At 71.5% G+C, this 16,667-nt stretch carries 14 protein-coding genes, 1 tRNA gene and 1 pseudogene; 6 read left to right on the forward strand and 10 right to left on the reverse strand.

Features of this window, described 5'->3' with window-relative positions; genetic code table 11:
- Positions 1-319 precede the first annotated feature (319 nt).
- Positions 320-1,162, forward strand: coding sequence for a triphosphoribosyl-dephospho-CoA synthase (locus ACFWBT_RS24620; RefSeq protein WP_385703973.1), 843 nt, complete (start codon positions 320-322; stop codon positions 1,160-1,162).
- A gap of 33 nt (positions 1,163-1,195) precedes the next feature.
- Here the strand turns inward: ACFWBT_RS24620 and ACFWBT_RS24625 are convergent, their stop codons facing one another.
- The 4 genes from ACFWBT_RS24625 to ACFWBT_RS24640 form a co-directional block, all read right to left on the reverse strand.
- Positions 1,196-2,668, reverse strand: coding sequence for an MFS transporter (locus ACFWBT_RS24625; RefSeq protein ID WP_385703976.1), 1,473 nt, complete (start codon positions 2,666-2,668; stop codon positions 1,196-1,198).
- Positions 2,669-2,785: 117 nt separating this feature from the next.
- The gene (locus tag ACFWBT_RS24630) at positions 2,786-4,186 is read right to left on the reverse strand and encodes a PLP-dependent aminotransferase family protein (RefSeq protein WP_385703978.1); all 1,401 of its coding nucleotides are present in this window, start codon (positions 4,184-4,186) and stop codon (positions 2,786-2,788) included.
- Positions 4,187-4,347: 161 nt separating this feature from the next.
- Positions 4,348-5,829, reverse strand: a complete 1,482-nt coding sequence (locus tag ACFWBT_RS24635; RefSeq protein WP_385703981.1) for an aminopeptidase P family protein — start codon at positions 5,827-5,829, stop codon at positions 4,348-4,350.
- Between the two features lie 100 nt (positions 5,830-5,929).
- Positions 5,930-7,441, reverse strand: coding sequence for a PP2C family protein-serine/threonine phosphatase (locus ACFWBT_RS24640; protein WP_385703983.1), 1,512 nt, complete (start codon positions 7,439-7,441; stop codon positions 5,930-5,932).
- A gap of 483 nt (positions 7,442-7,924) precedes the next feature.
- Between ACFWBT_RS24640 and ACFWBT_RS24645 the strand changes: the two genes are divergently transcribed.
- Together ACFWBT_RS24645 and ACFWBT_RS24650 are read left to right on the forward strand one after the other, a co-directional pair.
- Positions 7,925-8,590, forward strand: a complete 666-nt coding sequence (locus tag ACFWBT_RS24645) for a bifunctional DNA primase/polymerase (RefSeq protein ID WP_385703986.1) — start codon at positions 7,925-7,927, stop codon at positions 8,588-8,590.
- Positions 8,591-8,645: 55 nt separating this feature from the next.
- Positions 8,646-9,230 carry a hypothetical protein gene (locus ACFWBT_RS24650; protein WP_385703988.1) on the forward strand — a complete coding sequence of 195 codons (585 nt, stop codon included), beginning with the start codon at positions 8,646-8,648 and terminating at the stop codon, positions 9,228-9,230.
- Between the two features lie 245 nt (positions 9,231-9,475).
- Here the strand turns inward: ACFWBT_RS24650 and ACFWBT_RS24655 are convergent, their stop codons facing one another.
- From ACFWBT_RS24655 to ACFWBT_RS24665, 3 genes are all read right to left on the reverse strand, one after another.
- Positions 9,476-10,444, reverse strand: coding sequence for a DUF5926 family protein (locus tag ACFWBT_RS24655; RefSeq protein ID WP_385703990.1), 969 nt, complete (start codon positions 10,442-10,444; stop codon positions 9,476-9,478).
- 128 nt (positions 10,445-10,572) lie between these two features.
- Positions 10,573-11,202, reverse strand: a complete 630-nt coding sequence (locus ACFWBT_RS24660; protein ID WP_266760463.1) for an ATP-binding protein — start codon at positions 11,200-11,202, stop codon at positions 10,573-10,575.
- 126 nt (positions 11,203-11,328) lie between these two features.
- Entirely contained in the window at positions 11,329-12,138 is an 810-nt protein-coding gene (locus ACFWBT_RS24665) for a glycerophosphodiester phosphodiesterase (RefSeq protein WP_385703994.1), read from the reverse strand.
- Positions 12,139-12,395: 257 nt separating this feature from the next.
- On the opposite strand from ACFWBT_RS24665, the gene ACFWBT_RS24670 reads away from it, so the two are divergent.
- Positions 12,396-13,889: a S1C family serine protease gene (locus tag ACFWBT_RS24670; RefSeq protein WP_385703995.1), complete on the forward strand. Its 1,494-nt coding sequence runs from the start codon at positions 12,396-12,398 to the stop codon at positions 13,887-13,889.
- 63 nt (positions 13,890-13,952) lie between these two features.
- Positions 13,953-14,037: transfer RNA gene (locus ACFWBT_RS24675), tRNA-Ser, on the forward strand.
- Between the two features lie 187 nt (positions 14,038-14,224).
- Here the strand turns inward: ACFWBT_RS24675 and ACFWBT_RS24680 are convergent.
- The gene (locus ACFWBT_RS24680; RefSeq protein ID WP_385703998.1) at positions 14,225-14,761 is read right to left on the reverse strand and encodes a DUF4240 domain-containing protein; all 537 of its coding nucleotides are present in this window, start codon (positions 14,759-14,761) and stop codon (positions 14,225-14,227) included.
- 269 nt (positions 14,762-15,030) lie between these two features.
- Between ACFWBT_RS24680 and ACFWBT_RS24685 the strand changes: the two genes are divergently transcribed.
- Positions 15,031-15,441, forward strand: a complete 411-nt coding sequence (locus ACFWBT_RS24685) for a hypothetical protein (RefSeq protein WP_385704001.1) — start codon at positions 15,031-15,033, stop codon at positions 15,439-15,441.
- A gap of 178 nt (positions 15,442-15,619) precedes the next feature.
- On the opposite strand, the gene ACFWBT_RS24690 is transcribed toward ACFWBT_RS24685, so the two are convergent.
- Complete coding sequence (locus tag ACFWBT_RS24690) at positions 15,620-16,396, reverse strand: ABC transporter permease (RefSeq protein WP_385704002.1); 777 nt, start codon at positions 16,394-16,396, stop codon at positions 15,620-15,622.
- Positions 16,393-16,667, reverse strand: a pseudogene (locus ACFWBT_RS24695) (ABC transporter); the annotation flags it as partial. The pseudogene ACFWBT_RS24695 and the gene ACFWBT_RS24690, both read right to left, overlap by 4 nt.

The following is a 16,667-nucleotide window of genomic DNA, read 5'->3' on the forward strand; positions in this document are numbered from 1 at the left end:
GGACGCCGCAGGGACACGACCGGCGCGGGAGGTGGCGGCGGTGTGCGGCGGCACGCTCCCGAGCGGCCGCGCCGGGTGTTGCCCCCCGTACGCCGCCGAGCGACGCCCCGAGCGACAGTGCGAGCCCGTCGGCCTCCGCGTCCTCATGAACCCGCCGTCTTCCTCACGGCCGCCCCCGTCAGTAACCTCCTTCGCCCCGGCGTCCTTTGCTTCGACGTCCCTGGCCTCGACGTCCTTTGTCCGTGACGTCCTTCGCTCGTAGCCGAGTTCGTCCCTGGGCGCCTTCACCGTCGGCGTCCTCACAAGAAGGGGTACGTCCATGAGCAGCCGCGAGGACGACGAGGCGCTGGCGCGGGCCGCCGTGGCCGCGCTGACCCGGCAGTTGGAGCTGGCCCCCAAACCCGGACTGCCCGACCCGCGCGACCTCCGTGCCCGCGCCACCCGGCGGGATCTCGGCTCCCTGCGCTGGTCCGCCAACGCGCTGGCACCCGGCCTCGCGGCCATGGCGGCCGCCGCCCGCCGCACCGGCCGGGCCACGCCCGAACTCCGCGCGGAACTGGGCGCGATCGGCCGGTGCACCGAGCACTCGGTGGCCCTGACGGGGGGCGGCCACCGCGGTGCCCTGTGGGCGCTCGGCCTCCTGGTCGCCGCGGCCGCCCTGGACCCCCGGGCCGCCGGGCCCGACGTCACCGCGACCGCCAAGCGGATCGCGGCACACACCGACCGGCGGGCACCGCGGCGGCCCTCCCGCGGCTCGTCCGTCTCCGCGAAGTACGGGGCGGCCGGTGCGCGCGGTGAGGCGCGTGCCGGATTCCCCCATGTGCGGCGGGCCTTGGACGCGCTCGCCACCGCCCGCTCGGCCGGCGTGCCCGAACCGCGCGCCCGCCTCGACGCCCTCCTCACCGTCATGTCCACCCTCCAGGACACCGAGTTGCTGTACACCGCCGGTCCCCACGGCCTCCGTCACGTCCAGGCGGGCGCCCGGGGCGTGCTGGAAGCGGGGGGCTCCTCCACGGAGGCGGGGCGCGCGAGCCTGGCCGCCCTCGACGACGATCTCCACGCGCGCGCGTGGAGCCCCCGGGGAAGCGGCGCCCTGCTCGCCGGGGCGCTGTTCGTGGATTCGCTGCCAGTGAGGACCGGCCCACCGGTCCGCGTCGCCTGAGGAGACCGAACCGGCATCGGCGGGCTTCGAGGTTCAGTTCCGGGTGGCCGCGGTGACCGGCGTCCGTCGGGCTCCGCCGTTCCGGGGACGGACGTCGGCCCGGTGACCCGCGGCCCCCGCCTCGCGGGAGGCCGCCCACCGCGCCGCCGGTCCCATCGCGTACGACGCCCCGGCCATCAGAGCTCCCAGCAGCAGCCATCCCGGTGTCCCCCAGCCCACCAGCAGCGCCGTCAGGACGAGGGGGCCCATGGTGCGGGCCACCGTGACCCCCGTACCGAAGAAGCCCTGGTACTCGCCCATACGGTCGGACGGGGCCAGGTCGAAGGCCAGTTGCCAGGAGCCGGCGGACTGCTGCATCTCGGCGACGGCCTGGAGGACCGCACCCGCCACGAGGACGGCGGCCGCGACCCAGGGGGAGGCACCGGACGACAGGGCGAACACCGCGCAGGACGCCGGCATCACGATCCCGGAGCGGCGAATGGCGCGGGTCGCCGTGGCGAGGTCCGTGACACCCCGGGCCATCCGCACCTGGAAGGCCATCACCGCGACGGTGTTGAGCACGAACAGCGCGGACACCAGCCAGGCGGGCGCCTCGGTGCGCTCGGTGATCCACAGCGGTATGCCGAGGCTGAGCAGCGGCATCCGCAGCAGCAGCACGGTGTTGAGGAACGTGACCAGCACGTACGGGCGGTCCCGCAGCACACCGAGCCCCCGATTCCCCTTCCGGTCCCCGCGGGTCGGCGCCACCGACGGCAGCCGCCACAACAGCGCCGCGCACACCAGGAAGCCCACCGCGTCGAGCGCGAACACCCCGAGGTACGCCGACCGCGTCCCGGCGTGCAGGGCGAGACCGCCGAGGCCCGCGCCCACCGCCAGACCGGCGTTGAGTGTCGACTGGAGATGCGCGAGGAGCCCGGTGCGCTCGCCGGCCGGTATCAGCGCGGCGAGCAGTGCCTGCCGGGCCGCCCCGAGCCCCGACTGCGCGGACGCGTACGCGCAGGCCGCGACCACGAAGGCGACGAAGCCCTGGACGACCAGGAAGGACGCCACCGCCGTCGCGGTCGCCAGCGCCAGCAGCACCGCCGTGCCGCGTGGTCCGCGACGGTCGGCGAGCCCGCCCAGCGGCACACCGACCAGCGAGCCGACCGCCCAGGCGACGGTCAGTCCGAGCCCCACCCGCCCGGGAGACAGCCCGACGACGTGCGTGAAGTACAGCGCGGACGTCACGTAATAGGCGCCGTCCCCCACGGAGTTGCTCAGCTGCGCGAGCGCTAGCACCCGCCGCGGACCGGAGGGCGGGACGAGGCGGCTTGCCCGGGCCGAGCCGCGCGGCGTACGAGCCCCCGCGAGGTCACGCGCCGCCGCCACCGGTGAAGCGGCCTCGTGCGAAGTGGCCGCATGGGCGGAGGCATCGTCGGCGGAGGCCCCGTACGAGGTCTTCCGCGAGGAGATGTCCGGAGCGTTGCTCTGCGCGAACTCTGCGGATCGTGCGGCGCGATGCGTCATGGCTTCGACGCTACGAGCCGGATGGACCGATCGGCAGGCCCATTCACCGAGCCTTTCGATGGTCCAATTCATCACCGAGTCCGGTCCGGACCACCCCGTTCGGCGGCCCGCTCCGGATCACACCGGCCCGCCCCGGCGCCCCTCGTCCCCCGTCAACACCCGCCCCAGCACCTCCAGGGCCTCGGGATACATCCGCTCGCGCGGCGTTCCGTACCCGACGACCAGCCCCTGCGGCCGGTCGTCGCCCGGTGTGTGCCAGTGGTCGCCCAGCCGCCCGACCGCGAGCCCCTCCTCCTCGGCACGCGCCAGGACCCGCGACTCGTCCGCCACCTCGACCAACGCGTGCAGCCCCGCGGCGATCCCCCGCACGTTCCTGCGCGCCCCCACCCGGTCGAGGAGCTGGTCGCGGCGGCGCCGGTAGCGCAGTCGGCACGCGCGCACGTGACGGTCGTACGCGTGGCTCTCGATCATCTCGGCGAGCGCCAACTGGCCGATGGACTCGGTGTGGTGGTCGCTGTGCAGCTTGATGTCGGCGACCGGTTCGACCAGGTGAGGGGGCAGCACCATCCAGCCGAGGCGCAGGGCGGGGCCGAGTGTCTTGGAAGCCGTGCCGACGTAGACGGCGTGGGCCGGGGCCATTCCCTGGAGGGCGCCGACCGGCTGCCGGTCGTAGCGGAACTCCCCGTCGTAGTCGTCCTCGATGATCAGCCCGTCCCGTGTGCGGGCCCAGTCGGTGAGCGCCCGCCGCCGCTCGGGGTGGAGCGTGACACCGGTCGGATACTGGTGCGCGGGGGTGACGACGACCGCGTCCGCCCCGAGCGCGGCCAGGTCGTCGGCGCGGGCGCCGTGTTCGTCGACGGTCAGCGGCACGACGGCTCCGCCGCTCCTGCGCACCACGTCACGGTGGAACGGCAGCCCGGGGTCCTCCATGGCCACCGTCCCGCCGTCCAGCACACGGGTGAGGAGGGCGAGCGCCTGGACGTAGCCCGAGGTGATGACGATCCGCTCGGGTGGCGCGATCACCCCGCGGGCCCGTCCGAGGTAGCCCGACAGCGCCGTCCGCAGTTCGATCCGGCCGCGGGGATCCCCGTAGTCGTACGCCGAGGAGGGCGCCGTCGCGATGGCGCGGCGCAGCGCCCGCAGCCAGGCCGCCGCCGGGAACGTGCCGACGTCCGGGCTGCCGGGGCGCAGATCGAAACGGGGCGTACGCGCGCGTGGCGCCCGTACGTCCGCCGCCGCGCCGTCGGCCGGGAGCGGGGCCACCTCGGTGCCCGAGCCCTGCCGTGCCGTCAGATAGCCCTCGGCGATCAGCTGGTCGTACGCCGCCTTCGCCGTGCCCCGGGAGATGCCGAGTTCGGTGGCGAGCCGCCGGGTCGCGGGCAGCCGGGTGCCCGGGCTGAGCCGTCCGGTGCGGACGGCGTCCCGGAGAGCCCGTTCGAGCCCGGCCCTGCGCCCGGCCGACGCGTCCGGTTCCAGATGCAGGTCCACTCCGACGCCGGACCAGAAGTCGTCGTCCACGAAAAGCCGCCCCCCAGGCACACCGAAAACCCGCGGGCACCGCCGGGCCCGCGGGCGCGCCGACGTCCGGGGGCCACCGCCGCCCCCTGGACACACCGATGGCCGGGCACCCTGGAGGGCGCCCGGCCATCAGTCTCGTATCAGCCCTCGCGGGCACTATGTCAGCCCTTGAGGGACGCCATCCAGGCCTCGACCTCGTCCGACCGGCGCGGCAGGCCGGCCGACAGGTTCCGGTTGCCGTCCGCGGTGACGAGGATGTCGTCCTCGATGCGGACGCCGATGCCGCGGTACTCCTCCGGCACGGTCAGGTCGTCCGCCTGGAAGTACAGGCCGGGCTCGACGGTCAGGCACATGCCCGGCTCCAGCGTGCCCTCGACATAGGTCTCGGTGCGCGCGGCGGCGCAGTCGTGGACGTCCATGCCGAGCATGTGGCCGGTGCCGTGCAGAGTCCAGCGGCGCTGGAGGCCGAGCTCCAGGACGCGCTCGACCGGCCCTTCGACGAGGCCCCACTCGACGAGCTTCTCGGTCAGCACGCGCTGCGCGGCGTCGTGGAAGTCGCGGTACTTGGCGCCCGGCTGGACGGCCGCGATACCGGCCTCCTGGGCCTCGTACACGGCGTCGTAGATCTTCTTCTGGATCTCCGTGTACGTGCCGTTGATCGGCAGCGTGCGCGTGACGTCGGCGGTGTAGAGGGTGTGGGTCTCCACACCGGCGTCGAGCAGCAGCAGGTCGCCGGAGCGGACCGGGCCGTCGTTGCGCACCCAGTGCAGCGTGCAGGCGTGCGGGCCGGCGGCGCAGATCGAGCCGTAGCCGATGTCGTTGCCCTCGACCCGCGCGCGCAGGAAGAAGGTGCCCTCGATGTAGCGCTCGCTGGTGGCCTCGGCCTTGTCGAGGACCTTCACGACGTCCTCGAAGCCGCGCACGGTGGAGTCGACGGCCTTCTGCAGCTCGCCGGCCTCGAACTCGTCCTTGACGAGCCGTGCCTCGGAGAGGAAGACACGGAGTTCGTCGTCGTGCTCGCGGGTGACCTTGTCGGTGAGGGCGGCCTCGACGGCGGCGTCGTAGCCGCGCACGACCCGGACGGGCCCCGTGGCTTCCTTCAGCGCCGCCGCGAGTTCGCGGACGTCCGACGCCGGGATGCCGTACAGCTGCTCGGCCTCGGTCAGGGAGTGGCGGCGGCCGACCCACAGCTCGCCCTGCCCGGACAGCCAGAACTCGCCGTTCTCGCGGTCGGAGCGCGGCAGCAGGTAGATCGTCGCCCGGTGGCCCTCGGAGACCGGCTCCATCACGAGGACGCCGTCCTCGGTGAGGTTGCCGGTGAGGTACGCGTACTCGACCGAGGCACGGAAGGGGTACTCGGTGTCGTTCGAGCGGGTCTTCAGGTTGCCCGCCGGGATCACCAGGCGCTCGCCCGGGAAGCGCGCCGAGAGCGCGGCGCGGCGGGCCGCGGTGTACTCGGCCTGCGCGATCGGGGTGAGGCCCCGCAGCTCGGTGTCGGCCCAGCCGGACTTCATGCTGTCGGCCAGCTCGTCGGACACGCCCGGGTACAGGCCGTTCTTACGCTGCTTGATCGGCTCTTCCTCACCGTCAGCGGTTTCGTCGAGCACGGCTTCCGGGGTCTCCGGGGTGAGCGCCTCCGACACGGTCTGCCTCCTAGATACGACTGTGGACCGCCTCCCATCGTACGGTCGTACTGAAGGGGGCCCAGGGCCGGAAGGCCTGTTACACGAGGTGTCCGTTCCCTCACTCGAACCGGGCGGCCAGCAGGACGATGTCCTCGTCGCAGTCCGACTCGTCGAAGCCGTCCGGCAGCACACAGCGCAGGACGTGGTCGGCGATCGCGCCGGGGTCGTCGCGGACGGCCCTCGGGACACTCGCCGCCGCCGCGTGCAGCCGGGCGAAGGCACGGTCCATCGGATCGCCGGTGCGGTGCAGCAGACCGTCGGTGTAGATCAGCACGGTCTCGCCGGCCTCGGCGGTCAGTTCGACACTCGGGGCCTCCCAGCAGGCGAGCATGCCCAGGGGAGCCGACAGGGAGGTCTCCACGAACTCGGTGCGCCGGGGGCCGATCACCAGGGGCGGGCTGTGTCCGGCACCGGCGAGGGTGAGCTTGCGCAGGGCCGGCTCGCAGTAGGCGAAGAGAGCGGTCGCGGAGCGCGCCGGTTCGGTGAGCCGCAGCAGCAGTTCGAGGTCGGAGAGCACGGCGACGGGGTCCTCGCCCTCCATGACGGCGTAGGCCCGCAGGGAGGCCCGCAGCCGGCCCATGGCGGCGATCGCGCTGGGGCCGGATCCGCTGACGGAGCCGACCGCGAGGCCGAGCGCGGCGTCGGGCAGCGGCAGCGCGTCGTACCAGTCGCCGCCACCGCGCGGGCCGGTGCGGTGCCGGGCGGCGAGCTGGACGCCGGAGACCCGGGGCAGCCGCGGGGGAAGCAGCTCGGCGGCGATCGTGGTCATGGCCGTGCGCGTGCGTTCCAGTTCCAGCAGCCGGGCCAGGTGCTCCGTGGCGTACCGGACGTACAGGCCGATGAGGTGACGCTGGCGCTCCACCGGTTCGGCGGGTTCGTCGTACAGCCAGACGGCGGCACCGAGGCGGCCCGCCGCCTCGGTGGACAGCGGCAGCGCGTAGCTCGCGGCGTAGCCGAGACGGGCGGCCACCTCGCGGTGGCGCGGGTCGAGCCCGTCCTCCGACAGGAGGTCCGGCTGGGTGATCTCGCCCTCGCCGCCCGGCAGCCCGTCCAGGATCTTCCCGTACGACATGGAGCTGCGCGGCACGGTCTCGATGTGGCCGAGATCCGCTCGGGCGAGGCCGAGTCCGATGGTGGTGTCGGGACCCAGTCCGTCGCCGGGTTCCATGACGACGAGACCGCGCCGGGCGCCCACGAGGGCGGCTCCGGCGCGCAGCACTTCCTGCAGTGCGTCGCTCAGTGTCGCGGTGCGTGCCAGGCGCTCGGTGAGTTCGTGGAGCGTGGTGAGATCCGAGACCCAGCCCGCGAGACGATCTTGGAGAACGGCCCCGGGATCGACCGGGGAGACGGCCGAGGAGGCCCCCGTGGGGGCAGGCGTCGGCGCGACAGTGTGTGCGGGCGAAGGAACCGTTGAATCGATTCCAGCCACTTTCGGAAGGTGAGGGGCGTTCATGACGTCCGGCTTTCCGACCGGTGCGTATTGCTCAATAGCATCGCAAACCCCCATGTCGTTCTGCGCCGCTAGCGGTGTCTCCACATGTACACGTACTCGTGAGGGGATGTCCAGCATTGTCCTGCTGGGATTACTGGTGTCCGTGAGACCGTCGGTAACCCTTGCGGGAAAACAAAGTTGGCCTAAAACTGACTCGGGCAACGGCTTATTGAGGTCGACTGGCCTCGTTCGACGGAGCGTCACAGCGGTCGTGATGGGTACGTACTCGGTGAAGGCCAGGGGTGGTTGAGATCCGCCCGGAACCTGGCGACGGACCCGGGCGTCTTAACCACCGACGACCGTGCCCCATCCTCCCCGTGGCGGAGGCGGCAAGAAATACGCGGGACGCAAAACGCCAGGCGCCGCCACCCCACGCCATGCCCATGCTGTTGGTACACGCAGTACGGGCGCGGACGCAGCCACATGCTCGGCCCAGAGGGGTTCCCCTTGTCTCCAACAGGGGTGTGATGCGCCAGCAGGTACGCACAGTGAAGAGATCGACACATGGTGTGATGTGATCCTCGGTGTTGCCAGGCGTGCAACGGAAAGGAACGAGCGCTCATGCGCGAGATCCTCGGAAGGCGACGCAGGCTCCTGTCCAGGCGAAACAACGGGAGGCCTGAGATGCTCAGCGCGGCCCTGACCTTCGCGACCCAATGGCGGTGGCCCGTACTCCCGGGTGTGGCGGCCGATCCGCAGGGGCGTGCCCGCTGCGGATGTCCCGACCCGGAGTGCACGGTGCCCGGCGCCCATCCCTTCGACCCCGGCCTCCTCGCGGCCACCACCGACGAGCGCATGGTGCGCTGGTGGTGGACCAACCGGCCGTCGGCACCCATCGTGCTGGCCACCGGCGGCGGCGCCCCGTGCGCGGTGAGCCTGCCCGCCCTCGCGGCGGCCCGTGCTCTCGACGCCCTCGACCGCAACGGCATGCGCCTCGGCCCGGTCGTCGCCTCCCCCACCCGCTGGGCGATCCTCGTCGCCCCGTACTCCATGGAACAGCTCGGCGAACTCCTCTACGCGAAGGACTTCGTTCCCGGCTCCCTGCGCTTCCACGGAGAGGGCGGCTACATCGCCCTGCCGCCGTCCGAGACGGGCCAGGGCCAGATCCGCTGGGAGCGCGCTCCGCTGCCCGGCTCGGCCGCCCCCTGGGTGCCCGATGTGGAGGCCGTGGTGGACGCCGTGGTCGAGGCACTCACTCGTACGGGTGTGAGCGCGCCCGAGTTGTAGGGGCGTCCGGCGCGCGGTGAGCCGCGCGCCCGCCCCCGCTCGTTATCGTCCGCGTATGCAGCGTCATTCTGGGGGGCCCAGCGCCTCATCGCCGCCTCCCGGCGGGCCGGACCCCCGAAGAGTTCGACTTGTGGCGCTGGCAGGTGTCGTGGCGTTCGTCCTCGCCCTGCCGCTGGCCGTGGCTTCGGCCGGCTCCGTGGGCGGCGGCGACTCCACGGCCGTACGCGAGACGGTTCGCGCGGACGACCGGCCGCCGGCGCCCCGGCCCGGGCGCTCTCCCCGGCTGCTCGGCCTCGGTCTCGCGACCGCCGCCCGGTGCGGTCCCGAGCTCTCCTCGCCCGACGGCGTCGAGGCGCAGACCTGTGTCATGGCGCAGGGCGAGGAGACCTGGGCGCGTACCTACTACCGCAACGCCACCGGTGACGCGCTGAGCTCCGTACTGAGTCTGATGGGCCCCGGCGGCCGCACGGTGCAGATGAACTGCGCGGTGGACGCGGACGACGATCCGGGGGTGTGCGAGACGCCCAGGGAACGTACGGCGGGGGTCGCGGGGGCGTACACGGCGGTCGCGGAATTCGCGAAGGGCGCCGGCTCCGCCGGGCCGCTGCTGCTGCGCTCGGGGAGCAACTCGGCCCAGTAGTAAGGCCGTTGACGGCGCACGGAATTCCGCACATGGAAAGACCCGGTTGCTGGCGACGGGGGATGCACCAGCAACCGGGCTACTCGAACGGTAACAAGAGATCGGCGGTTCGCAAATTCGATCTCGGCTATTCGGACACGGATTTACCTGTCACAACAGGGAGTTGTGACAGGAGTCACCCGTTTCCTAGACCCTGACCAGCTGACCGGTCGGTCAGTCTCCGGGGCCTGTGGGTCCGCTGTGTGTCAGCTGAGCGTCACCTGTCGGTTGGTGAGCCCCCCGCGCGCGCGGCGCTCGTCCGCCGTCAGCGGCGCGTCCGTGGCCAGAGCGCTGGTGAGGCGCTCGGCGAACTCGGCCGCCGGCTTCTCGATGTCGTCCGCGGTGACACCGGTCGGCAGGTCCCAGACCGGCACCGTGAGACCGTGCGCCCGGAAGGAGCCGACCAGCCGGGTACCCTCCCCGAGGCTCGAACGGCCCGCCGCGTGCAGGCGCGCGAGGGCGTCCAGAAGCTGCTCCTCCGCGTACGGCATGACCCAGCGCAGGTGGTTCTTGTCGGGCGTCTCGCACCAGTAGGCGGCGTCGACCCCGGAGAGCTTCACGGTCGGGATGGCGGCGGCGTTGGCCCGCTCCAGCGAGGCGGTCACCTCGGCCGTCGCGTTCTCCGCGTCGGGGACCCAGAATTCGAAGCCGCTGTGCACAACTGGCTCGAACGTGCCTTCGGGGTCGAGCAGGTCCTGGAGCCGCGGACCGTCGGCCGGGGCGCGCCGGCCCTCGACCGGGGTGCCGGGCGGCGCGGTGAGCGCGCGCTGGAGGGTGTCGGCGAGGTCGCGGCTGATGTCGCCGGACGCCGTGTCGTTCTGCAGGCCGAGCAGCACCGAGCCGTCGTCGCGGCGCAGCGCGGGCCACGCCATCGGCAGGACGGTGGCGAGGGTGACCGAGGGGACGCCCTCGGGCAGGCTCTCCTTGAGCTTGAGCTCGACCGTCGCGGCGGGCACCAGCTCGCGCAGCGCGATCCAGTCCCCTTCTCCCCGCAGGCCCTCGAACGGGCGGTGCACCAGCTCGGTCACGGCGTGCGCGGCAGCTCGGCCGTGGCAGGCCTTGTAGCGGCGGCCGCTGCCACAGGGGCAGGGCTCGCGAGCGCCGACAACCGGGATCTCGCCGCCGTCCTTCGGCTGCGGCTGCTTGGCCTTCGTCTGAGGTCGCTTCTTGGCCATCGTGGGTGTCTCCCGATCACGGCTCGTCTCGTACTGGCGCGAGCCTAGCCGTTCGTACGGGGGCCGACGGGATCCTGTGGACAACGCACCGCGTCGTCCTGGACCCGGCACTTCGGTCGGCGTACGCCTCAGTCCAGATCGTCGAAGGCGTCCGTGAAGTCCAGGTCGGATATCCCGGACACCCTCGGTGACGCGACGCGCGTAGCGAAGTCGTCGTGCCGGCGCGCCGTTTCCACGTCGTCCTGGATGACCACCCACACCGTGACCTCGCCGTGGATGTCGTCCCGGACACCCCAGTCCTTGGCCAGCGCCGTGATGATGTTCAGCCCGCGGCCGCCGCGTGCGGTGACCGAGGGCGTGGCGGGAACGGGGCGGGTCGGACCACCGCCGTCCGTCACCTCGACCGTCAGCCGTCCCGCCGGGTCGACGCGCCATGTCGCGCGCACGTCGCCGTCGCCCGCCAGGGCGTCACCCAGGGGCCTGCCATGTCGGCAGGCGTTGCTGAGCAGTTCGGAAAGGATCAGTACGGCGTCGTCGATGACCGTTTCCGCCACACCGCCGGAGCGGAGTTGATCACGCATCCGGTGTCTTGCTTCCCCCACGCCCGCAGGGCCATGAGGTACGGCCATGCTCGACGACGTGGGCACCTCCTGTGCCACCACCAACGCCACCCCCGAGACCTCCTTTGCCCCACGCCACGGTGTGAATGCCCCTTTGGACTGGACCGGAAACCGGCCAATCAACGTCTGCTGACGCACTCGTAACGATCGAATGCGGAACGAACGCGCCGGAGCACTCCCTGTGATCGGGTGGCCGATATTCGATGGTTCTCGATGGGCGATCCTGGTGTTTTCCGTGGGGTGCCCGCCCTGCGGCAGGCCAGGTCAGCGGCCCAACTGACGCAGCACGGCGCGCGGGCGGTTGGTGATGATGGCGTCGATGCCCAGTTCAACGCAGAGATCGACGTCCTCGGGCTCGTTCACGGTCCAGACATGGACCTGGTGTCCGGCTCGTTTCAGTCGCTCGATGTACCCGGGGTGACTGCGTACGATCCGCATCGAGGGGCCCGCGATCCGGACACCCGCGGGCAGTCGTCCGTCCCGCAGCCGGGGTGAGACGAACTGGAGCAGATACACCGTCGGCAGGGTCGCGGACGCGGCCCGGACGCGGTGCAGCGACCGCGCCGAGAAGCTCATGACACGCACCGGGGAATCGTCGGCGGACCGGGGGGCGTCCAGGCCGAAGCGCTTCAGCAGGTGCAGCAGCCGCTCCTCGACCTGGCCCGCCCAGCGCGTGGGGTGCTTCGTCTCGATGGCCAGCTCGACGCGACGGCCGGCGTCGGCGACGAGTTCGAGCAGTCTCTCCAGGGTGAGGACGGAGGTGTCCTCGAGACCGCCGGGGGCGTATTCCCAGTCGGGCGACTCGTCGCGGTTCTTCCAGGATCCGAAGTCCAGGGCGGCGAGTTCGGCGAGCTCCAGGGCGGAGACGGCTCCGCGGCCGTTGGACGTCCGGTTCACGCGGCGGTCGTGGACACAGACGAGATGGCCGTCGGCGGTCAGTCGTACATCGCACTCGAGGGCGTCCGCGCCGTCCTCGATCGCCTTCTTGTACGCGGCCAGAGTGTGCTCCGGGGCCTCTTCGGAGGCTCCGCGGTGGGCGACGACCTGAATCGGGTGCTGTCGTGCGAGGGTCACCGCGTCATGGTGCCACCGTCGCGGTGCGGGCGTGAGGTGAGATACGTCGCAATTCGACCCCTTTGGCATTAAAGGTCCGTTATAAAGGATGGTCTTGGACGCACAGCCACCGCTTATGGTGCCCTGACGCCTCGTGGGAAAAGCTGTCGGCGTACAAAAGCACATGCACAGCTGCATCGCGCCGGGCCATCGACAAATGTGAGTGGGCGTGACCGCGTGCGACCGAGAACAACAGCCGTGGATCGAGGAGAAGAGCTGTGAGCACCGAGAACGAGGGCAACGCAGTACCCCCGGCCCCGTCCGCACCTCCTGTGCCGGTGGAAACTCCCGCTGCTTCCGCGCAGGGCGCCTCGCATACGGGGAGCGAGCCGACGGCTCCGATCCCCGCGGTGCCCAGCGCCCCCGGCGCACCGGAGCACGCGTCGGCGCCCGCCGGCATGCCGGCGTACGCGTCGGCCGGAGCCGGACAGGGGCATGACCCCTACGGGCAGCAAGCCGGGGCCCAGGGCTCCGCGCCCGAGGCGGGCTGGCCGCCTCCGCCGCCCGCCACTCCGTCGTACGCCGACGGCGGTGGCTCGGGAGCCGGCGGCTGGGGCTCCTCCTACCAGCAGCCCGAGCCGAAGCCGAAGAACGGGCGCGGCGGCCTGGTCGCCGCGATCCTGGTGGCCGCGCTGGTCGCCGGTGGCGTGGGCGGCGGCCTCGGCTACTCCCTGGCCAAGAACAACGACGACTCCACCGACTCGACGACGGTCTCCGCCCCGAGCAGCAGCGGCGAGGTGAAGCGGGCCTCGGGCACGGTCGCCAACGTGGCCGCCCAGGCGCTGCCGAGCACCGTCACCATCGAGGCCCAGAGCAGCAACGGCGAGGGTGGCACCGGCACGGGGTTCGTCTTCGACAAGCAGGGCCACATCCTCACCAACAACCACGTGGTGGCGGACGCGGTCGACGGCGGCAAGCTCACCGCGACCTTCTCGAGCGGCAAGAAGTACGCCGCCGAGGTGGTCGGCCACGCGCAGGGCTACGACGTCGCGGTCATCAAGCTGAAGAACGCGCCCTCGGACCTGAAGCCGCTCCAGCTCGGCGACTCCGACAAGGTGGCCGTCGGCGACTCCACGATCGCGATCGGCGCGCCCTTCGGCCTCTCCAACACGGTGACCACGGGCATCATCAGCGCGAAGAACCGTCCGGTGGCATCCAGCGACGGCAGCAGCGGCAGCAAGGCCTCGTACATGAGCGCCCTGCAGACGGACGCCTCGATCAACCCGGGCAACTCCGGCGGGCCCCTCCTCGACGCCTCGGGCGCGGTCATCGGCATCAACTCCGCGATCCAGTCGTCGAGCGGCGGCGGACTCGGCGGCTCCGGCCAGTCCGGCTCCATCGGCCTGGGCTTCGCCATCCCGGTCAACCAGGCCAAGTACGTCGCCCAGCAGCTGATCAAGACCGGCAAGCCGGTGTACGCGAAGATCGGCGCTGCGGTCTCCCTGAACGAGGGCACGGGCGGCGCGGAGATCACCGAGCAGGGCGCGAGCGGCTCGGCCGCGGTCGAGTCCGGCGGACCCGCCGCCCAGGCGGGTCTGAAGCCCGGCGATGTCATCACCAAGCTCGACGACATGGTGATCGACAGCGGCCCGACCCTCATCGGGGCGATCTGGACCCACAAGCCCGGCGACACCGTCAAGCTCACCTTCACGCGCGACGGCAAGACCCACACGGCCGACGTCACACTCGCCTCCCGAGAGGGCGACAGCTGACCCCCGCGTCGGGCATCCGACCCGTTACTCTTGTCCCCGCGCCATCGATCACCGGCGGCGCGGGGTGGGTTGCCCGAGCGGCCTAAGGGAACGGTCTTGAAAACCGTCGTGGCGCGAGTCACCGTGGGTTCAAATCCCACACCCACCGCGTAGCAGTTCAGAAGGTTGCAGGTCAGAAGGGGTGTCTCTCTCCGGAGGGGCACCCCTTCCGCGTGCACCTCATCTCTCCCGGCTCGTCCGCTTCTGAAGGACTGGACGACAAACTCGTCCCCACCGGCTCGGCGACCGACGCGGCCACCGACTCGGCCACCGTCGTGGTCGCGGGCCGGCCCGGTTCAGCCCGGGTACAGGGCGGTGAGCCGGGGCAGCAGGGCGCTCATACGCTCACGGTCGTCGAAGTCGAGGTCCGGACCGACCGCGGGGTGGTCGAAGGTGAAAGCGTCCTCGGGCAGTTCGGCGCCGGTCGCTCTCTCGTAGGCGTCCTGGGCGATGCCGAGGATCCCCTCGCCGTCGGGTTCGATCCCCTCGGGCGCCGACGCGCGGATCTCCGGGAGTTCGGCCAGCCGGTCGGCGTCCGCGACGGCGCCTTCGAAGACCTCGCGGCCCTGGGCGATCAGCCATCCGCGGAAGTAGTCGAAACCCTCGTCGAAGCAGGGGCCGCCGCCGCTGATGACCCAGGCCGCGGTCCACAGGGGAGCCCGGTCGGACGCGGCCGTCAACTCCCGCAGGACCCGCTCGGCGTCGAGGATGTCCTGGGGGGTGCACCCGGCCAGCAGCACGGTGGCCTGCTCGGCGATGTCCTCGGCGTCGGCCAGGTCGGCGGCCATGTCGCGGGCCCGCTCGATCAGGTTCCAGAACTCTTCGGCGTTCATGGGGCAGAGCATGGCACCCGGGATGGACTCGACGGCGCGGGCCGGCCGGAGCACCGGTGGGACCCCCCGCCCTTGCTGTGTACCGCCCTCCGCCCCCTCTCCTCACCTTCAAAGGCCCAGCTGAATCGGACAGATGGTCCCTCGCACGGAGCGACTCCCGTACCGCACGGGGTCCAGCCGGATGATCTTGAAGGATAGGATCGGGCACAACCCCTCACTTGACCCGAGGGGTTCACGCTGCGATGCGTGACGAAGGAACGGGGTGCGAAATGAAGAAGACGATCGCCAGAATCGCCATAGCTTTCGCCGTGGCTGTCGGCGGCGTGGTGGCCACCAGCGGTACGGCGAGCGCGTACGGCACCGGGGATTGCACGTACTCGAAGCAGAGGACGGCCTCGGGCAGCGGGGACACGGTCATCCTTCAGGTCTGGCGGTGTCCGGACGGGCACGACTACGTCAAGGGGATCATCTCCGGCAGCGCCAGCGCCTCCCACGCGCGGGTGTGGCTGGACGACTCGATCAACGGCGGGAGCAGCTGGACCGCGCGCCAGTACACGACCAACTCGTCGAGGTCCACGCAGACGCCGCAGAACGACCTGCTGTACGACGGCTCGCCGCACAAGGTGCGGGCATGTGGTGACACCAGCGGTCACCGGACCATCTGCAGTGCCTGGTACTGACCCGGCCGGGCACTGACCCAGCTGGTACCGACCCCGGCCGGGTGACCGACCGGAGGATGCGAGTAAGTAAGAAGGGGTGCCACTCTCCGGAGTGGCACCCCTTCCGCGTTTCCCTGCCCCTGCCCCTGCCCCTGTCCTGGTCCCTGTCCGCGGGTGGCGGGACGCGTTGCCATGGCGTCTATTCGGGGTCGCGGTCGAACTGTGCCTTCGACCAGCGGTGGCCGAGGACGCTCAGGGCCAGGCACCAGACGAGGGCGATCCAGCCGTTGTTGCCGATCTCGGTGCCGAGGAGGAGTCCGCGCAGGGTCTCGATGGCGGGGGTGAAGGGCTGGTACTCGGCGATCGGCTGGAACCAGCCCGGCATGGAGTCCAGGGGGACGAAGGCGCTGGAGATGAGGGGCAGCAGGATCAGCGGCATCGCGCTGTTGCTGGCCGCCTCGGCGTTGGGACTGCCCATGCCCATGCCGACCGCGATCCAGGTGAACGCCAGGGCGAAGAACGCGAGCAGCCCGAACGCCGCCAGCCATTCCAGAACGGTGGCGTCCGTGGAGCGGAAGCCCATGGCGACGCCGACCGCGCCGACGAGGACCACGCTCACGATCGCCTGCAGCACGCTGCCGACGACGTGCCCGAAGAGCACGGCTCCGCGGTGGATGGCCATGGTGCGGAAGCGGGCGATGATGCCCTCGTTCATGTCGGTGGCAACGGACACCGCGGTGCCGACCACGGTGGACCCGATGGTCATCAGCAGGATGCCCGGCACGATGTAGGCGATGTAGGCGGAGCGGCCCGCGCCACCGCTCATGGTGTTGCCGAAGATGTAGACGAACAGCAGCAGGAGCATCACGGGGGTGAGCAGCAGGTTGAGGGTGAGGGAGGGGTAGCGGCGGGCGTGCAGGAGGTTGCGGCGGAGCATCGTGGTCGAGTCGCGTACGGCGAGGGAGAGGGTGCTCATCGGACGGTCTCCTTGGGCGGGTTGGGCTGCTGGTTCGGCTGGTTGGGTTGTTGGTTGGGGAGGGTGGTGTTGCTGGTGAGGGCGAAGAAGACGTCGTCGAGGTCGGGGGTGTGCACGGTCAGTTCGTCGGCTTCGATGCCGGCGGTGTCGAGTCGGTCGAGGATGGTGCGCAGGTTGCGTTGGCTGCCGTCGCTGGGGATCTGCAGGGTCAGTGATTCGTTGTCGCGGGTGGTTTCGGTCAGGGTGAGGGTGGCGGTCCGGTAGGCGGCGG

It is taken from the genome of Streptomyces sp. NPDC060027 (assembly GCF_042737005.1).
In the GTDB taxonomy this organism is placed as follows: Bacteria; Actinomycetota; Actinomycetes; order Streptomycetales; family Streptomycetaceae; genus Streptomyces.

Bases quoted from the DNA above. Each gene is read 5' to 3' on its own strand.
- ACFWBT_RS24620 (WP_385703973.1), top strand. From the start codon at position 320: ATGAGCAGCCGCGAGGACGACGAGGCGCTGGCGCGGGCCGCCGTGGCC.
- ACFWBT_RS24625 (WP_385703976.1), bottom strand. From the start codon at position 2,668: ATGACGCATCGCGCCGCACGATCCGCAGAGTTCGCGCAGAGCAACGCT.
- ACFWBT_RS24640 (WP_385703983.1), bottom strand. From the start codon at position 7,441: ATGCTGGACATCCCCTCACGAGTACGTGTACATGTGGAGACACCGCTA.
- ACFWBT_RS24645 (WP_385703986.1), top strand. From the start codon at position 7,925: ATGCGCGAGATCCTCGGAAGGCGACGCAGGCTCCTGTCCAGGCGAAAC.
- ACFWBT_RS24650 (WP_385703988.1), top strand. From the start codon at position 8,646: ATGCAGCGTCATTCTGGGGGGCCCAGCGCCTCATCGCCGCCTCCCGGC.
- ACFWBT_RS24655 (WP_385703990.1), bottom strand. From the start codon at position 10,444: ATGGCCAAGAAGCGACCTCAGACGAAGGCCAAGCAGCCGCAGCCGAAG.
- ACFWBT_RS24680 (WP_385703998.1), bottom strand. From the start codon at position 14,761: ATGAACGCCGAAGAGTTCTGGAACCTGATCGAGCGGGCCCGCGACATG.
- ACFWBT_RS24685 (WP_385704001.1), top strand. From the start codon at position 15,031: ATGAAGAAGACGATCGCCAGAATCGCCATAGCTTTCGCCGTGGCTGTC.
- ACFWBT_RS24690 (WP_385704002.1), bottom strand. From the start codon at position 16,396: ATGAGCACCCTCTCCCTCGCCGTACGCGACTCGACCACGATGCTCCGC.